This is a genomic window from Streptomyces sp. CBMA123 (assembly GCF_014596465.1).
GTDB lineage: Bacteria > Actinomycetota > Actinomycetes > Streptomycetales > Streptomycetaceae > Kitasatospora.
Genome location: NZ_MECK01000346.1, coordinates 1 through 15828, shown reverse-complemented (window position 1 = coordinate 15828; position 15828 = coordinate 1). Strand labels below are relative to the sequence as shown.

Sequence of the window (15828 nt, the reverse complement as noted above, 5' to 3'; positions counted from 1 at the left end):
CCGAAGAGTCGGGGGCTTGCCACATGGACCGCTGCCGGGTCGTCGAGGTGCTGTCCGAACAGTCCCGGGGAAGCGGATACTTGGTCGCCGACCGGCTGGTGTTGACCGCCGCCCACGTCCTGAGGTCGGGTGAGGTTTTCACGGCCGAGCCCCGGGTGCAGGCCCTGGACGGTGAAGGCCCGGTACGGGCCCGGACGCGATGGATCCGCTACGACGGGCCGGAGGAGGGCGTCGACGCAGCGCTGCTGGAGATCGTCGACCCGCGGTGGGTGCCCCCGCCGGGTTCGGTTCCGGTCGCGTGGGCACGGATCTCGGACGTCGAGCCCGGCCACCGGGTGCAGGTCGGCGGGTTCCCCGACGCGATGGCGGGCCGCCGGCGGGACGTCGACCAGGTGCTCGGGACGGTGAACCCGCTGAGCGGGGTGCGCTCCGGACGGCTCCAGCTCACCATGGCGTCCGCGCCGGTCCGGGCGCGGGACGGACGTTCGGGGTGGGCGGGCGTCTCGGGCGGGCCGGTCTGCACGCTGGCGCGGGACGGCGTCCCGTCAGCCCTGCTCGCAGTGGTTGTGGTGGATCCGCTGCGCTACTCGGACCGGCTGGCCGCGGTCCCGGTCGACGCCGTCCTGGCGGATGCCACCGTGGCCGAAATCCTTCGCCGACATGGCCTGGCCGACATCAACGTGTCATCTTATTCGGGTACTGACCATTCGCCAGTCATCCGATCGACACGGGCGGCAGCCATGAGAACCCTTCCCCGAGACCTCTCCGTCTTCGTCGGCCGGGACCGCGAACTCGCCCGGCTGAGCAACGCTGTCATCGGGGCGAGCGGAGCCGGGCGGGTCATAGACATCCACGCCATCGGCGGCATGCCAGGCGTCGGAAAGACTGCGCTCGCCGTCCACCTCGGCCACCGGCTGGCCGACCGGTTCCCGGACGGGCAGCTGTTCCTGCCCCTACACGGCCACACCCCCGGCCAGTCCCCGGTGGATCCGGCCGACGCGCTGGTCGCTCTGCTGTCGGCCAGCGGCGTGTCGCCCGAGCAGATCCCCGGAGGCCACGACCGGCAGACCACGATCGACGCCCGGGTCGTCCTGTGGCGGGACCGGATGGCGTCGAAGCGCGTGCTGCTCATCCTCGACGACGCGGTCGACCATCGTCAGGTCGAGCCGCTGCTACCCAACGCGGCCGAGTCCCTGGTGCTGATCACCAGCCGGCGCCGGCTCTCGACGCTGCCGGACACGGTGGTGCTGTCCCTCGAGACCCTGGACGAGGCGACGGCTGTCGAGATGCTCTGCGGGCGGTCCGGACGGACGGCCGAGGGTACGGAGGCCGCTGCCGCGGCGGCCGTCGTCGAGCACTGCGGTCGGCTGCCGCTGGCGGTCGGGCTGGTCGCGGGCCGCCTGCGCAACCATCCCACCTGGTCCTTCGCCCACCTCGCCGCCGACCTGGGGCGGGCCAGGCGACGACTTTCCCGGCTGCGCGCTGGCAACGTGGCCGTCGCGGCGGCCTTCGCACTCTCCTACCGGGACCTGCCGGAGGACCGTCAGACTCTCTTCCGCCGGCTCAGCCTGAACCCGGGCACAGAGTGCGACGCCGAGATCGCCGCCGCACTGCACGGCACGGACCCCGACTATGCGGCCGACGAGCTGGAGTACCTGTACGACGATCACATGCTCATCGAGTCCGCGCCCGGCCGCTATCGGATGCACGACCTCGTCCGGGAGTATGCGGGCCTGCTCACCGACGAGGACGAACCAGCCGACCGGGACGCGGCACGGGAGCGGCTCTTCGCATTCCTGGAGGAGCGTACCGTGGCCGCAGGTGCCGCGGTCGCGCCCGGAGCGGCGCCCGGAGCGGCGCCCGGAGCGGCGCCTGGCGCGGATGCCGCCCGAGCGGCCCGGGACTGGTTGGACACCGAGATCACGAACCTGCTGGCATGCGCCCGGTACTGCGCCGACCACGGCCACCCCGGGCGCGTCGTCGTGCTGGCCCGTGCACTCAGCGGATTCCTGCGGTTCGTCGGGCCCTGGGACCAGGCCGTCGCCCTGCATTCCGCAGCGGCAGAGTGCGCCCGGGAGTCGGCACAGCCCACCCTGCAGATCGAGGCGCTCACCAACCTTGCCCTGGTGCGACGCCTGGCCGGCGACTACCGCGGTGCGGCGGACGACCTGCGTGCCGCCATGGCCGTCGCCCAGGCTGTCGGGGACCGCCGACTCGAAGCGCGGGTGCTGAACGACCTCGGCGCGGTCTATGGCCAGACCGGCGACTATCCGGCCACGATCGCAGCCCACGGCGAGGCCGTGCCGATCTTCCGCGAGAACGGAGACCGCGCGGGCGAGGCCAGCGCCCTCAACTACCTCGGCGTGGCACACCGCCTGGTCGGCCGCTACGACGAGGCCAAAACGGAACTCGCCCGCTCCGCCGAACTCTTCCACGACCTCGGAGACCGACGGGGCGAGGCCGTCGCCCTCGCGAACCTCGGGATCGTCCACCGCCAGACCGGCCACTACGACTCCGGGACCAGCCTCGTCGAACAGGCCCTCACACTCTCCCGGGGGATTCGCGACCGCCGCGGCAGCATCTACATCATCCACGCGCTCGGCGTGCTGCGGTTGCTGACCGGGCGGCCGGACGAGGCGTGCGACCTACAGAGCGAGGCACTCCAGATATCGCGTGAGCTGGGGGACCGCCGCGGCCAGGTCTACAGCCTCAACTACCTGGGGGCGGTGCACCGGTCCGTGGGCGATCCGGCCGCCGCAGCCCTGGCGCACCAGGAGGCGTTGGAGCTGGCCCGGGAGCTGGGCGACCGGCGGGCCCAGTCGCACGCGCTGCGCCACCTGAGCGCGGCCCACCGGCTCCAAGGCAACCTCTTCCCAGCCAGCACCGCAGCGGAGGGCTCCCTGCTCATCGCGGAGGAACTGGGCGACGGGCGGGGTCAGGCGAACACGCTCCGGACCCGGGCCGAGGTCCGTCTGGCCTCGGGCGAGCGCGAGCTCGCGGCCCGCGACCTCGACGACGCGCTCGACCTGGCGCGGGCCATCGGCGACCGGCACGGCGAAGCGCAGGCCCTTAATGCCCGGGGCAGACTGCGACGTCCGTCGCACGCGTCGGCCGCGCTGGCCGACCACGAGTCGGCACTGGTACTGGCCCGCGAACTGGGAAACCCGTGCCAGACCGGCGCGGGCCTGCTCGGCGCCGGCCGGTGCGAGCGCGACCTCGGGCGGGTCGACGCGGCCGAGAGATACCTGCGCGAGGCATTGGCGGTGTACGAGAGCCTCGGCTTACGGGAAGCACTGTCCGTCGCTGCCGAACTCGCAGACCTGCGGGCCTGAACGGGCTGCGGATCGCGGAGGGGCCGGGTTCGGTCTCGGCGTGCCAGGCGACGGTGCCGCCGAAGGCGGCCAGCACCCCAGGTCGAGGCCGCCGTACCTGCTGCACAGGCTCCCGATCAGCGGGCCGGGACGGGCGGACAGGGGCGTCTGCGTCATCGCAGACGCCGGTCGGTGTAGGCGGCGGCTGTAGGGGGTGCAGGCGCCGGGCCGCCCAGGTCAGCCGGGACAGGCACGGGGGCGTTGGCCGATCGGCTCGGCGCGGCTTGCTGGCGAACGTCGTTGGGCGGTCGGGTGCATGTCAGCGGACCCGGACGTACAGGGTCTCCGGTTTGCGGGTGCGGCCTGGTGGCGCAGGGTCGGTGGCGAGGTGAGGAGGGCGGCGAGGTCGTCGAGGGCGGCGGAATGGTTGTGGGTGAGTTGACCGGCGAGTTGGCGCAGTGCGGCGGCCGGGGTGACCAGGGTGGTCTGGGCGTCGAGGAGGTCGAGGTAGACCCTCATGCCATCGGTGGGCAGGTGGACCGGGCGGGTCCGGGCGATCTTGTGGCCGGTGGTGATGAGCGCGGAGGAGGCCATGGTGATCGCGTGTGCGATGACGGGAGCGAGCAGGGCGTCGCTGAGTACGGCGCGGTGGTGGATGCGGCCCGTTCGGGTTCCAGCGTGCCGGTTCAGCGGGAGCGGGCTGTGGTTCGCTGGGGCGCTGCGGCGGCGGGTGGGGCGGTCCTCGGGACAGTGCCGGCGTACCCGGGCCTCAGGGTCCGAGCGTCCTGCCGGGTCGGCCTTCTCTGCTGCGGGGGAGGGGAGTTGGTTGGCCGTGTGCCAGCGGGCGCGTACCTCGTCGAGCGGGTCGAGGGCGTGCAGGGCCTGGCCGATGAGACGGCCGGGCGCCATGGCCGAGCCCTCGGCGAGTGTTTTGATCGCGGCGGCGGCTCCGGCGGCGGTGCGGACGACGGAGGCGCGGATGACCTGGTCGCCCAGCCACTCGGCCGAACCCGCTCCGGGGCCGCCGAAGAGAGCGTCGAGCTGTTCGCGCGAGAGCGTGCCATCGGCCAGCAGACCGCGCCGCTGGACCTCCCACAGGGCGGTCACCTCGTCGATCGGCTCGCCCCGGTGGTGGAGGGCGCCGAGGCAGCGGTAGACCTGGCCGTGGCCGGCGTCGGCGAAGTCGCCGGGCCGCAGCCAGTCGTAGACCTCGGCCATCGCCGCCGGCTGGCTGACGAGAGCGGCCAGGAGGAACCGCTCGTCCTCGGCCTCCTCGGGCGCGACCGGTGAGGGAGGAGCGGTCGGGCCCGTTGCGGGCGGCGGGATGGGCGCTCGGCGCCCCAGCGCCGGGCGAGGTTGCCGAGCACGCCGGTGAGGACGTCGGCGTGGTGCAGGACGCCCTCGACCTCTTGTGCTTCGGCGTCGATCCGGGCGACGTGCTCCAGGCGGACGGCGTGCTCCAGCACCGTGCGGTGGATGGATCCTTCGAGGACCATCCGGCCGTACACCGGGGCGTTCTGCGGGCGCTCGCCGTCGGCGACGAGCCGGGGGCGCGTCCCGCCGCTCTCTCCGAGTACGACGGTTACGGCGTGGTCCTTCATCAGCCGACGCACAGCACGAAGATCGACTCGCTTCTTCCGGGGCTGCCACACGGTGCCGGCGTCATCCAACAGCTGCACGGGCGCTTCGAGCTGGTCCGGGTTCATGGAGAAGGGCTGCATGGTGAGAATATTCGGCACCGCGACGGGTGAGGTCATCCTGGTTTTCACGGAACTCCGGTCAGAGCCCTGATCAGCGGTCTGCCAATGCCTCCAGGACCCGGTGACAGCACCTTTTCGATCATGATCGACTGGGGCAAAAAGTCATGCCGGGCCCGGAGGCTGGGAGCCCCATTGCGGGGCCACGAAAAAGGTAACGGGCAGTGCAGACGACGAACAAGAGCTGATACCCCTGAGCGTCCCAGAGATCCGCCGCCTGATGGGCCACCTGGTCAAGCCCCGCCACCGCAACAACGAGCACCATCTGCGCTGTTCACGCTTCCGACGCCGCTGCCAAGCCCGAGCATGCCGGTCCCACTACAAACGCCGAGGCCACAACCTCCAGATGCGGTTGCAGTATTAGGGCACGGTCGAACTTTCCACCGATGCGGATGGTGCTGTGGTCGGTGTGCAGTGCCGATGAAAGGCCACGAAGGAGTAGAGTCCGGCAGCCACCGTGGAGACCCCGCCAACTAGGAAGATGAGGTCGATTCTGCCGAAGTCCAGGCCCGCCCAGTGCCCATGGAACCCGTCCAGCAGCGTGCCCGCGATCACGCCTGACAGGGCGGCGGAGATCAGCGAAGCGAGTTGGGAGATCGGGTCGAAGACCGCCATGATCCGGCCCAGATGGTCGCGCGGCGTCTCCTGAAGGATCAGCGGGGAGCTGACCGTGTTCAGTGCGCCGAGTGCCAGGCCGAAGAGGACTGAGACAACCAAGGCAGCCGGGATGTTGGTGGTCCGTGAGTAGCCGATCAGCAGGAAGCCGAAGAGCAGCAGGCCGCTTCTAAAGACCCGGGTGTGCCCGGCTCGGTCGCCCAGACGTCCGCTGAGCAGGGCACCACCGATGGTCCCGGCGCCGAACACGGCCTGGAGCGAGCCGTACCAACTCGGCGAGGCGTGCAGGTTTTCCGGGACGAAGTACACCTCCAGCGTGTTCAGTGCCCCCGTCCCCACAGTGGTGAACACGGCTGCGGTCAGAATGGCCCGGAGTGTGCGGCTGCCCGCCAACAGCCGTGCTGCTCACAGGAATCCGTGTCGCGTTGGGAGCCTTCCCTGTTGTGTCGTCCCGTCGCTTTCCGTGTGGCGTTGCGGGGCGGTGTAGCGGATCTCTCGGATCGCCAGGTACGACGCCAGGAATGACAGCGCGTCAAGGGCGAGCATCCAGCGCCCCCCGAGAGTGAACACGAGCGGCGCGGCCGCCATCGGCCCGATGATCGTGGCCAGTGCCGCGGCGGTCTGGGTGTAGCTGAACGCACGGCCGTGCTGCTCGGGAGGAACCACATTGCTGATCGCGACGAACCGCGACAGGCGGAAGAACGGGTCCGCCGTATAGATCAGCGCCTCGGCGGCGCTGATTCACAGCAGCAGTGGCAGAGGCGAAAGGTATCGGGAGGGCAGGAACGCCAGCAAGGTCACCAGGCCGGTGAGGACAGCCCGGAAGAGTTCGGAGCGCAGCATGGTCTGCCGTTTGTCCCACCGGTCGACCAGGGTGCCAGCGACGGGTGTGACGACGATGGGAACGATGGACACGGCCACCATCAGCGCAGCGGTAACGCTTGGCGCATACGGCTTGTCGCGCAGGACGTCGGTGGTTGCCCACAGCAGCACGGCGGTGCCGCAGGCATAGTCGCCGACCAGCGAGAGGGCTTGTCCGAATCAGAGGAGCGTAAAGTTCTTGTTGATCAACATGGCGCGGGGGTGAGACCGTTCATCTCGGCGACGAGATCGAAGCGTTCTTGGAGTGTGAACTTGTACGGCGGGCACGGCGTATTGCCCTCGCGCCATTGTTTGGGACAGGCGCCGCCGCAGATCGGGAAGAAGTAGCAGGCATGACACGCTGTCTCGCCTGCGGCGACCGCGTCGTGCCAGTCGTCGAAGGGGCCGAGCGGGCGTGGCGCATGCACAGGAAGTGTCTCGATCGAGCCGAGCCCGCCGGCTGCCTCTTGTTGTGGCACTAGGGGGTATTCCGAGCAGGAGAACATCGCCCCACTGCTGCTGTGGATCTCCACGGACTGCGAGACGGCAGCGCACAGCACGCGCTCCGGTTCTGTCGGCAGCGCCACGAAATGCAGTCCGAGTCCGTGCATGCGGCGCATCCACTCGACTTCTCGCTGTCCGTAGTAACGCCGGTCGAGCTCTATACGCGATACATCGTTACCCCAGGAGTACACCGGAGCGAGGTTGAAGAAGACCCGGTTGTCGGCGAATCCAAGAGTTGCCATGGTGTCCAGGTATTCGGCCACCCAATCCGCATTGGCCACATCGATGTTGGAGCGGAGAACGAAGGTCACATCGGCGAGGGTGTCGTCTTGCAGGGCCTCGAGCAGGACGCGCGTGATCCGATCGAACGACTTGCGCCCGCTGCGCAGCGGCCGGTGAGCGTCATGGATGCGAGCCGGGCCGTCCAAGGTGATGTCGTATTTGGCCACGTGGCATTCCTGTCGCAGGACTCGCAGCTTGTCGAGCGTGAGGAGCGTGCCGTTGGTGACCATGCCCGAGACGTATCCAACGCCTCTGTCGTGTGCTGCCGCGGTGAAGCGGGCGCTCAGATCCAGGATCATCGGGTAGCCGATCATCGGTTCCGCTCCGAACCAGCTCACCGTCACAGTGCGGGTTGTCTTCCTCCCGATCCCCGCCAGCACGCGGCGGGCGACGGCATCCCTGTGACTCCCGGAGAGCCGACCACGAGTGTGCTGCTGGCCGCAGTAAGAGCAGCCCATGTTGCAGTAGGTCGTGGGCAACAGCACATAGCGCAGGTCGCTGAGGCTGGCAGTGGCCGCACGCTGGCGGTCCAGAACGGTGTCCAGTTCCCCCCGGCCATCCGTGACGACTGCTTCGATCTCACGGAGCCCATCGAGCAATTCGGGGGCGATTCCCTCGAGCGTTCCCCGGGCCAGCCGTCTGCCCGCCTCCTCGGGCACAGCGACCATCGAGCCGGTACGCGTCGCATACACCATGCGCACGCGCTGGTGGCCGGCATGGAGATAGGCCCGGTCGCTGACCCTGACGTAGTCGCTCACCCGCTCCTGCGGGGTGGGTGAAACGAGATCGGTAAGCTCGGTGTCGTTTGCAGGCATGGCTGACATGGATCTCCCCGCCGACTTGTGTGCCGTGTGACGGCCCCGCACGGTGCGAAGGGTGAAGGGCCGTCACACGGCAGGCTGAACCGATGGACGAACTAGCAACCGGCCCCGCAGACACCGTTCCTGCTCGGCTGTTTTGGAGGTATCGGGCCGACTGTGGGGGTGGCCGTCGACATCTTGAGCATGGGATTCCTCTCTCTTCGACTCGTTTGAGAACAGGTCTAACTGACCCCGAACGAGCTCCACCGAGCCGCAGATGACCGGCGTCGTCGAGCTATCGGGCCACACCATGGTTGCGAAGCCACGTCCTGTGCGCCAGCTGTTCGGTGCTGGGCCTAATAGTCGCGAAACCACCCTAGACGGTCGTGCTCATGGCGCTATCGTGATGTTCTGGACTCATCGGGACCACGGAGGGCAACGATGCTTGAACTCCACTTTGGTGTAGCCGACATAGCAAACATCCGGTTCCGTATCTCGCCCATGGACCATGTGCTCGGCGGCGTCGCACGGGCGGCGCACCACTGCGCCGGTGCCTCGGTCAACCGTGACCTGTGGTGGCGCCAGGAGAAGCGGCATGTGCCTCTCCGGGCTGCACCGGTGTTCGAGCTGGTCAACGCCAGTTTCAAAGGCGTTCCGGACTTCCTAAAGGAGGCCGCCAGCCAGCGGCTCACCGACGAACTCGACACCATCCTCGCCGTTCCCGACCCCGCCTTCTACGAAAACCTCGCCTTCTACGACCAGGAACTGGAACTACCCAGAATCGTCGCAGAGTTACGCGATGGCGGCACCCGAGAGCTCCGGCGATTCACTGACGGCGTCTGGGCGCTGTTCCGGACCTGCATCGCCCCGCACTGGCCTGACATCCAGCGTCACCTGCAGGCCGACATCGCGCATCGCGCGCGGACTGCGGCCGAAGCCGGGGTCGGCGCCATGCTGAACGAGCTGCATCCGCAGCTTGCCTGGCACGAAGAGGGCATCCTCCGGTACGCCGAACCCGAATGGGACGGCACCTTCTGGCTAGGCGGACGCGGGCTCGAACTACGCCCCAACTTCTTCCTCCAGAGCGGAGTCATGGCCATTCCTGCCGAGCACCGTCCGACTGCGCTGAGTTACCCGATCAGCGCGCGGCCGTCGGGATACACCTCAACCCGGCAGACGGACGGGCTCGCCTCGTTGATTGGCTCTGCCCGGGCCCGAGCCCTGCGCGCGATCGGCCAAGGCTCCTGCACCACCCGGCAGTTGGCCGGACGCCTCTGCATCACTTCCCCATCCGCCTCCTCCCATGCCACCGCCCTACGCACAGCAGGCGCGATCACCACCGAGCGTGAAGGACGACAAGTTCGCCATACTCTCACCTCACTTGGCCGTGACCTGCTGTACAGCAACCCTGTGGTACACCACGCGATCGCCGAGGAGAGACAGTAGATAGAGCGGCTCCGGCTCAGTCCCGGTCTCGTGGTGCCGACGGGCTGGGCCTCTGGCGACTCCCGGACGGATGTGTGTGGGGTGGGGGCCATGATGCGTGTCACGCCACCACATCCGTCCGGCCACGCTCCATACCGGAGCCGGTACCGGAAGGCGACATCGGGCGGGCTCGTGTTGGCCACGGTCCGCAAGTACGCGCATGCGGTCGCTGTCGAGGACCTGTTGTGTCCACCGCGGCAGAAGTGGAACATGTTGCAGCCCTGGGCCAAGTACCTCAACATGCGCTGGCAGGAGGGCTGCACCGACAGCGGACGGCTGTTCCGTGAGATCCAGCAACGCGGCTATCGGGGCAGCAGCCGCAGCGTCCGTCGCTGGCTCGAACCCCTGCGATCCTCCGAGGCCCCGACGCCCAAGAGGTCCGAGGCGCCCACCGTCAGGCAAGTAGTCGGCTGGCTCACCCGCCACCCCGACAACCTCACCTCCGGCCAGCAGCTCCGCCTCAAGCGCATCCTGACTGTTTGCCCCGAACTCGCGGATCTCCGCAGGCATATCGGGGACTTCACCAGGATGATGAAGAACCTCGACGGCCACCTCCTGCCACGCTGGATCAAGGCAGCCAAGGGCAGCGAACTGGCACCCTGCACAGCTTCGCCAGCAACCTCAACAAGGACTTCGACGCCGTGACCGCCGGCCTGACCCCTACTCCAGCGACATGGTTGAAGGGCATGTAGAGCGGGTCAAATTTCTCAAACGCCAGTGGTACGGGCGAGCCAACTTCGACCTCCTCTGGCGGCACGTGTTGCTCGGCCCGTAGCGGTCACGCTCGGTCATCCCGAAATTTTGATCAGAGCCTGACAAGCGATTCTGGTCCACTTCTTGTGGCCCGGTGACGGTGCGTCACTCCTGGCTGGAAGGATGGCGTTCGTGTAACTGCAGCATGCTCTGGTCGGCGTTCTCGCACCTGACGACAGTCGCGGTGGAACGGGTGGTGGTCGACGAGCGGGTGGTGACGTTCATGGCGCGGGCCGTGGTGCCGAAGGCGCCCTGCCCCGGGTCCGGCACGCTCTCCCGGCGCGTTCACGGCAGCTACCGGCGGCGCCTGGCCGACCTGGCGGTGGCCGATCGCACCGTTGCGATCGATCTGCGGGTGCGGCGATTCCTCTGCTCCGCCGCTGATTGCCGCCGCCGCACCTTCGTCGAGCAGATAGACGACCTCACCGAGCGCTACGTGCGCCGTACTCCGGCCCTGCGCAGGGCACTGGAGCGGATCGCGCTGGCGCTGACCGGCCGCCCGGCAGCCCGACTGGCTGCACACCTGTCCGTCCCGGCAAGTCCGAACTCCCTGATCAGGCTGCTGCGCAGGCTCCCCGAGAAGCAGACCACCCCGGCGCCGCGCGTGCTGGGGGTGGACGACTTCGCCCTGAAGAAGGGGCACGTCTACGGGACCATCCTGCTGGACATGGAGACCGGCGAGCGCGTGGACGTGCTCCCCGACCGCACCGCGGAGACGTTCACGGCCTGGTTGCGCGAGCATTCAGGAGCCGAGATCGTGTGCCGGGACCGCGCCAGCGCCTACGCCGAGGCCGTCCGCAGCGCCTGCCCCGACGCGACGCAGGTCGCAGACGATTTCACTTGTGGAAGAACCTGTGCGAGGCCGTCGAGAAGTGCGTCGCCGCGCACGGCTGCCTGGCTGACGGCAGCAGAGACCGGCTCGACCAGCTGGAGGCTCAGCAGCCCGCCGTCGAAGATCCGGTAGCGGACCAGCTCGATCGGCCACTGCCGACCCAGGTCACCAATGGCAACCCGGTCGTGGTGCGAGAACCCGGCCGCGATGCACAGCGCCCGGGGAGCACGCCAGTTGATGGACTCGGTCGCCTCGGACCCCAGCTTCTCCCTGGCGAGAGCCTCGAAATCGTGGTGGCTGCTCCTCAACCAGGTGAGGTAGGAGATGGCCTGCGAGACGACTCCGCTGTCGTTGCCCTTCTTGAACTCGATCACGACCGGCACGCCGTTCTCGTCCAGGCCGAGCGAGTCCACCCGGCCCCGGTGCCACGGACCGGTCGGGTATTCCGACGCCAGGAACCGGATGCCGAGCATCGCCTCCATGCTCGCCTCCACCCGGCGCTGCAACTGCACCTCCAGCGCCACCGTCGAGCTGCGCAGCTCCACGTCCTGGCCGTCCGCCCCGAGCCGGAACACCTTGAGATCGCTCGCCCAGCCCCCTTCGCACGATCGTACGAAGGAGCCAATCGAAAACAGAACCCCCGTATTCCGGATCTGATGCGTCATTGGTGGGCCACGTCGAGCACCGCCGAGCCGACGGCACCGAATACCCGACTGGGCCGCTGGTGTGGTCGGCAGAAGCCGATGTCAGGTGAGCACATCGACGTTGGCCTCGGTCTCACACCTCGCTGGTCGGGGAGGTCGGGAAGAAACCGGGCCGGCCTCCGCCAGGGCCCGTGAACCGGTACGTCGTGGCGGAGGAGAGCACGTTGCTCGGTGGGTCGCCGTTCTCGATGACGATGGCCTGGCCGGGGAAGGTCAGCATGTCCTGGTAGAAGTGGTCGACGACGTTCGACGTAATGTCGACGTCCTCTCCGACCGGTTCGCGGTAGGTGACCACAGGGGAGTCGAGGACAACGAAGCCGGGGTGGGGCAGGCCGCCGTTGAGGCAGTACCGCGCGAGAGCGGTGGTGAACGCCGAGTGCAGCACCGAGCGCACACCCTGGCCCCGTCCGGCCCGGGGCCGACTGCCGGCCCGGACTTCCATGCCGTATTGGTCGTACTCGGCGAACTCGACCGAGGGAACCGACCAGGCGTCCAGCGTCCGCCTCAGGACATCGTCGAACCTGGAGAGTACGCGGACCGGGATGTGGCTGGCGGGCCGTTGAGAACGGACCGCACCCGCGCCGTCGAGCTTGTACCGTCGATCCTCCAGCTCCTCGATGCGGGCGTGGAGTTCGAGCTCGCGTTCGGCGGTTGAGCGGGCCGCAAGGAGGTCGTCCATGTGGGTTCGCAAGGGCGCGAGGCGTTCCTCGGCCTCTGAGATGTCGGCGTCGAGTTCTCTGGCCCGCAGGAGCAGGACGCCCCTTCGCCCGACCAACTCGTCCAGCTGGGTTCGCAGGTCGGCGATGGTCGGGAGGAGGTCCGCGAGGAGCGAGCTGGTCTTGAGGGCTTCGGCTTCGACGGCCGTGTGCAGTTGGGTCGTCTCCTGTTCTCCGTGGCCGTGGTGCTGGTGTTCGGGTTCGGCGCCGCAGAAGACACACGTGCCGACGCGGAAGTAGCCGAGGATGCCGCCCGCTTCGCCGACCATCGCGAGCCGGTCGAGGTCGGAGCGGTACTGCTGTTCCAGCAGCCCGAACCGGGTGAGCAGGTCGTGGACCTCCGCCAGGCGGGACTCGACGACGGCGAGCTCCTGTGCGGCATTCATACGGTCGGAGACCGCGCCGACATGGCGGTCGGTGATCACCCGCAGGGAGCGAGACTGGCCGTCGATGGTGGCCTGGATCCGCGTCAGCCGTTCGCGCAGTTGGGAGGCGTTCTCCCGAGTCGTCAGCTTGGCGGAGAGTTCCACGACGATCTGGTCGAGGAGCCCGATCTGGCCCTTGTGGACCCGGCGCTGATCGGCGTTCGGCCCGGTCTCGACGATCGGGTCGTCCTCGCCGGTCAGCAGGTACTTCATCACCGAGGCGGCAGCGGTCTTGCCGGAAGCCGCACTGGACCGCAGGACGGGAGAGAGCGGGTCGCCCATACGGGTCTCGGTCACCAGGGACAGGTGGACGAGGTCGGTCAGGGACAGGCCGCGGGTTCCGCCGGCGTCGTTCTTGCGAATCCGGGCGTCGGCATAACCGAGTTCCGCGAGGAGTATGGCGGAAAGGCTGCGAGAGCTGCCCGCTCGATGGACCGCGGTCAGTTCCCGGTCGGATCGCCGGGTGACCAGGTCGCGTAGGTCCTCGTAGTGGACGTGGACGGTGCCGGCGCCTGGTCGCCGGACCAGGGTGATCGGCGCCCCGTCGGGCATGTGTAGCCCGAGGAGGATCTGACTGTAGCCCTCGGCTTCGGGGATGAGCGGGAGCCGCGCACCGCCGAGCATGTACTCGATGGACTCGACGATGAAGGACTTGCCGGTGTCGGAAGCGCCGTAGATGACGGTGAGCTCGGGGCCGAAGGCCACGCGGGCGGTGGGCTTTCCGGAGCCCGCGTAGGTGAGGTGGGTCAGTCGCAGGTCAGCCACGGGGGACCTCGGGGGGTAGGGGCGTCTCGGCCGGGCGGTTGAGCAGCGCACGGATGGCGTCCCGTACGTCGGCGCCGGGCGCGTACTGGTGGACGGCCCATTCGGCGCGCTCGCGCAGACGCTCGACGTAGGGGGCTTCGAGGAGTTCGACGAACGCGGGCCCCCGCTCCGTCGCGCGGTAGACGAGGCCGTCGTCCGCGGGCTCCAGCCGGGCCAGCTCGGCGCGGATCAGAACGAGCAGCGCCTTCTCCAACAGGCCTCGCTTCATGCCCAGTTCGCCGGTCCGGGCGGGAAGGTCGGGGTGGAGGCTTGGTGGGCCGTCGAACTCGCCGCTGTGCAGCAGCGCGTAGTCGAGGAGAGTGATCTGGGCCAGGTCGAGTGGTTCGGGATGGCTCTCGGAGAGCAGGACCAGCGCGCGCATCCCGACTTCGAGCGGGCTGTTCAGCGGGTTCACGCGGCACCTCCGCGGCACCAGATCAAGCGGTCGGCGTTGGCCAGGTGATGGCAGACCCCTTTGCGGTCCAACGGCCGCACGAACTCGGTGAGGATCGTCTTGGTGAGTTCGACGTTCCCGGAGGCGGTCAAGACTGCCTGCACGCGGTCGTACCCGAACTCGAACCTGCCGGCCGCGACCTCGACCACGATGTCGTAGACGTCGTCGAGGACCGCTTCGAAGTGGTCGCCGGCGGTCGCGTCGCGGGCGAACAGGCGCAGCGATTCCGCGGCGTAGAAGGCCTCGCGCTGTCGGCGCAGGTGATCGCGTGCCTCGTCGTGCTCGGCGATGCGCTCCAGGCTGTCGGCCTGCTCGCCCCAGAGTTCTCCGTAGGCGCGCACCAACTGCTGGATGTAGCGGGCCTCCTCCGGGGCGTGGGCATCGGGCGGGAGCATCCTCTGCGGACGTGGGGCCAGCGGTTGTGGGAAGCGCACCGCCCAGTGCGGCGTGGTCTGGTGCAGCGACAGCATCTCGTCCATGTCGATGGTGGTGAACATGGAGAATTCCGTGGCCTCGGCGAGTTCGCGGAGTTCGTGCTGCCTCTCAGGGGTGAGCGAGGTGATGACGGGATCGCGAGTGGACGCCAGCTCCTTGAGGAACTCGGCCTTGGACTCGGTCTTCTTGGACAACCGTCGGACGAGGCGGGGGCCGATGATCGGCGCGGCGAAGATGTACTGCTGGGGCATGGTGAAGTGGCCGCTCACTACCGATGCGAACATCTTGCGCATCTCGGGAGCGGCCTTCGACCAGGTCAAGGCCTCCCCGTAGTGCTTGCACTGGTAGTTGTGCCAGGTGCCCTCAAGGCCATTCGGGGTCAGGTATCCGGCGACATCGACCCCGTGATCCCCCGAGCCGCCGTGCCGCTGCACTGCCACGTACTTCGTTTCCAGAGCGGAGACCCACTCCTTGACGAACTCCTCGAACTCGTCAGGATCGTACGAGAAGACGATCTTCTTCGGAGACGGTACGGCGTGAGTTCTCAGCCAGGGACCGACGAGGGTGGGTGGTGGTGGAGTACCGCTGCTTGCCTCGGTGTCAACGCCATCAGACACAGTTCCCCAGCCCCCGAGTACCGCACGTTGGTGATCAGCTGATCACTCGGGGTCAAGTGATACCACTGTCACCCCGACCGAGAGAAGAGTGCGAACCAGGTCCGACCGACCATGACTGCTCCAGGGGTAGCCAGGGATCCACCGGGAGTGGCGACAGTACGGCCGTGCCCTGTAGAGGCGTTTGCGAGTCAGATGGGACTCAAGGCAGTCCTCTGGCGTGAGATTACACCCCTGGTCTTCCCCGCCCACGGCGCCGGCTCCGCCTGCGGCAAGAACCTCTCCACCGACCGCCAGTCCACCATCGGCCGCGAGCGCGCCACCAACTACGCCTGCGCCCCGATGGACCAGCCGACCTTCGTCGCCCTGGTCACCGACGGCCAGCCCACCGCCCCCGGCTACTTCGGCTACGACGCCGACCTCAACCGCCGCGAGCGCGGACTCTTCGACCCGGCCGCCGTCCGCGCCCTGGCCGC

13 protein-coding genes and 1 pseudogene are annotated in these 15828 nt (G+C 68.5%); 6 read left to right on the top strand and 8 right to left on the bottom strand.

Going from position 1 to position 15828, the window contains the following annotated elements:
- The first annotated feature begins 23 nt into the window (after nucleotides 1-23).
- Nucleotides 24-3332: a tetratricopeptide repeat protein gene (locus tag BG452_RS29995; RefSeq protein ID WP_188307494.1), complete on the top strand. Its 3309-nt coding sequence runs from the start codon at nucleotides 24-26 to the stop codon at nucleotides 3330-3332.
- Between the two features lie 216 nt (nucleotides 3333-3548).
- Here BG452_RS29995 and BG452_RS29990 read toward each other — a convergent pair whose 3' ends face one another.
- Entirely contained in the window at nucleotides 3549-4559 is a 1011-nt protein-coding gene (locus BG452_RS29990) for a DnaB-like helicase N-terminal domain-containing protein (protein ID WP_262986066.1), read from the bottom strand.
- A 137-nt stretch (nucleotides 4560-4696) separates the two neighbouring features.
- Between BG452_RS29990 and BG452_RS46115 the strand changes: the two genes are divergently transcribed.
- Complete coding sequence (locus BG452_RS46115; protein ID WP_223242933.1) at nucleotides 4697-5062, top strand: hypothetical protein; 366 nt, start codon at nucleotides 4697-4699, stop codon at nucleotides 5060-5062.
- Nucleotides 5063-5428: 366 nt separating this feature from the next.
- Here BG452_RS46115 and BG452_RS29985 read toward each other — a convergent pair whose 3' ends face one another.
- The 4 genes from BG452_RS29985 to BG452_RS29970 form a co-directional block, all read right to left on the bottom strand.
- Nucleotides 5429-6076, bottom strand: coding sequence for an MFS transporter (locus BG452_RS29985; RefSeq protein WP_188307493.1), 648 nt, complete (start codon nucleotides 6074-6076; stop codon nucleotides 5429-5431).
- Between the two features lie 12 nt (nucleotides 6077-6088).
- Nucleotides 6089-6349 carry a hypothetical protein gene (locus BG452_RS29980; protein WP_188307492.1) on the bottom strand — a complete coding sequence of 87 codons (261 nt, stop codon included), beginning with the start codon at nucleotides 6347-6349 and terminating at the stop codon, nucleotides 6089-6091.
- A gap of 75 nt (nucleotides 6350-6424) precedes the next feature.
- Nucleotides 6425-6676: a hypothetical protein gene (locus tag BG452_RS29975; protein WP_188307491.1), complete on the bottom strand. Its 252-nt coding sequence runs from the start codon at nucleotides 6674-6676 to the stop codon at nucleotides 6425-6427.
- Nucleotides 6677-6750: 74 nt separating this feature from the next.
- On the bottom strand, nucleotides 6751-8145 hold the full coding sequence (locus BG452_RS29970) for a radical SAM/SPASM domain-containing protein (protein WP_188307490.1): 1395 nt from the start codon (nucleotides 8143-8145) through the stop codon (nucleotides 6751-6753).
- A gap of 426 nt (nucleotides 8146-8571) precedes the next feature.
- Between BG452_RS29970 and BG452_RS29965 the strand changes: the two genes are divergently transcribed.
- The 3 genes from BG452_RS29965 (at nucleotide 8572) to BG452_RS29955 (ending at nucleotide 11332) form a co-directional block, all read left to right on the top strand.
- A complete protein-coding gene (locus tag BG452_RS29965; protein WP_188307489.1) occupies nucleotides 8572-9576 on the top strand; it encodes an ArsR/SmtB family transcription factor in 1005 nt (334 codons plus the stop codon).
- A 249-nt stretch (nucleotides 9577-9825) separates the two neighbouring features.
- Nucleotides 9826-10260 (top strand): hypothetical protein, encoded by a 435-nt coding sequence (locus BG452_RS29960; protein WP_188307488.1) that lies wholly within the window; start codon nucleotides 9826-9828, stop codon nucleotides 10258-10260.
- A 253-nt stretch (nucleotides 10261-10513) separates the two neighbouring features.
- Nucleotides 10514-11332 carry an ISL3 family transposase gene (locus tag BG452_RS29955; RefSeq protein ID WP_188307487.1) on the top strand — a complete coding sequence of 273 codons (819 nt, stop codon included), beginning with the start codon at nucleotides 10514-10516 and terminating at the stop codon, nucleotides 11330-11332.
- A gap of 645 nt (nucleotides 11333-11977) precedes the next feature.
- Here the strand turns inward: BG452_RS29955 and BG452_RS29945 are convergent.
- From BG452_RS29945 to BG452_RS29935, 3 genes are read right to left on the bottom strand one after another with little or no spacing between them, the layout of a single operon-like run.
- Entirely contained in the window at nucleotides 11978-13810 is a 1833-nt protein-coding gene (locus tag BG452_RS29945; protein WP_188307486.1) for a hypothetical protein, read from the bottom strand.
- Nucleotides 13803-14264 (bottom strand): ABC-three component system middle component 2, encoded by a 462-nt coding sequence (locus BG452_RS29940; protein WP_188307485.1) that lies wholly within the window; start codon nucleotides 14262-14264, stop codon nucleotides 13803-13805. The genes BG452_RS29945 and BG452_RS29940 overlap by 8 nt, the downstream gene beginning before the upstream one ends.
- Nucleotides 14261-15253, bottom strand: coding sequence for an ABC-three component system protein (locus BG452_RS29935; RefSeq protein WP_317621291.1), 993 nt, complete (start codon nucleotides 15251-15253; stop codon nucleotides 14261-14263). Before BG452_RS29935 ends, BG452_RS29940 begins: the two co-directional genes overlap by 4 nt.
- 294 nt (nucleotides 15254-15547) lie before the next feature.
- Here BG452_RS29935 and BG452_RS29930 point away from each other — a divergent pair.
- Nucleotides 15548-15828 (top strand): annotated as a pseudogene (locus tag BG452_RS29930) (hypothetical protein); the annotation flags it as partial.